Source organism: Streptococcus sp. GMD4S (assembly GCF_000296955.1).
The window spans coordinates 1-1379 of sequence record NZ_AJRE01000228.1; the positions used below are offsets into that span (position 1 = coordinate 1).

General features: G+C 40.2%; 3 protein-coding genes. 1 reads left to right on the forward strand and 2 read right to left on the reverse strand.

The genetic code is table 11. The annotated features are described in order from the left end of the window. Positions 1 to 536, forward strand: a 536-nt coding sequence (locus GMD4S_RS08900; protein ID WP_000574154.1) for a cation transporter dimerization domain-containing protein, incomplete at its 5' end; no start/stop codon positions are given. 53 nt (positions 537 to 589) lie between these two features. On the opposite strand, the gene GMD4S_RS08905 is transcribed toward GMD4S_RS08900, so the two are convergent. Further along, a complete protein-coding gene (locus GMD4S_RS08905; protein ID WP_000969655.1) occupies positions 590 to 1201 on the reverse strand; it encodes a hypothetical protein in 612 nt (203 codons plus the stop codon). Continuing rightward, positions 1198 to 1379, reverse strand: a 182-nt coding sequence (locus GMD4S_RS08910; protein WP_000851724.1) for an ABC transporter C-terminal domain-containing protein, incomplete at its 5' end; no start/stop codon positions are given. The genes GMD4S_RS08905 and GMD4S_RS08910, both read right to left, overlap by 4 nt.

Here is a 1379-nt window from a genome sequence, read left to right on the forward strand (position 1 = left end):
AAAAGGCCATCATGGAGATTCCAAAGATTAGTAAGGTCAAGTCCCAAAGAGGGCGGACCTACGGTAGCAATATCTACCTTGATATCACCCTGGAAATGAATCCTGACCTATCAGTCTATGAAAGTCATGAGATTGCGGACCAGGTCGAATCCATGCTGGAAGAGCGTTTTGGAGTCTTTGATACCGATGTCCATATCGAGCCAGCTCCCATACCTGAGGACGAGATTTTAGACAATGTCTATAAAAAACTGCTCATGCGTGAGCAATTGATTGACCAAGGAAATCAGCTAGAAGAACTCCTTGCTGAGGACTTTCTCTATATCCGTCAAGATGGAGAGCAGATGAATAAAGAGGCTTATAAGTCTGAAAAAGAACTTAGTGCTGCTATTAAGGACATTCAGATTACCTCCATTAGTCAGAAAACCAAGCTCATTTGCTATGAGCTAGATGGTATCGTCCATACCAGTATCTGGCGTCGCCATGAAACTTGGCAAAATATCTTTCATCAGGAAACTAAAAAAGAAGACAAACAGTAACCCTATCCAGTGGATAGGGCCTTTTTGATTATTCTACTTTACGCAAAGACAGACTATGACTGTTTGGAATATTTGCTTTTCGAAGCTTGTTTTGCCTCTTTTCTTGCTTGACGATTTTGTTCGATACGCCATTCTCTTTCATAGTACTTCATGGCCTCATAGACCCTTTCAGGAAGTCCTACATCTAGTAGAAAGATAGGGATAATTAAGTCTGCTGACGGATAAAAAGGGAGAATCCTTCTCTTCAGCTGAGTTAGAAAGGATTGGGATTTCACATTTTCCTTGTTTTTAAAATAGACTTCAATCCGATAAGAATCCCTATACTTACCTCGAATCCGAGAGAAGAAAAAGTTCTCTACGTCTATCCAAGCATAGAAATGACTGGGTTTCTTTGGATTTTGTTTGTAGTAAAACCCCTCGACAGTACATTTCAAATATTCCTTATTGGAACTTAACAGCCTGTATGTCTGATACACGACTACTCCAGCACAAAAGAGGACAAGCAGTATTAATAAAAGACTTATCGTATGAAGTCTGGTTCCCTTTTGAGAGTACAAATGGAGATAAGAGAGAGGCAGCAAGAAGAAAAACACCGAAGCTAGGCCAAACAAGGCATTCCAAATGATTTTCTTGGGACTACGTTTAATGACTTTTTCTTCCATCATGCCAACTCACTTAAATATTCATAGCGTTCGTATTTTTCAAGAAGTTCTTCGTTTTTCTCGTCTAGCTCTTTTTGAAGCGTCGCCAGTTTGCCAAAGTCAGAGCCATTTGCCTGCATTTCTTCTTCAATAGCAGCAATACGATTTTCCAAGGCTTCAATATCCCCTTCAATGCTTGCCC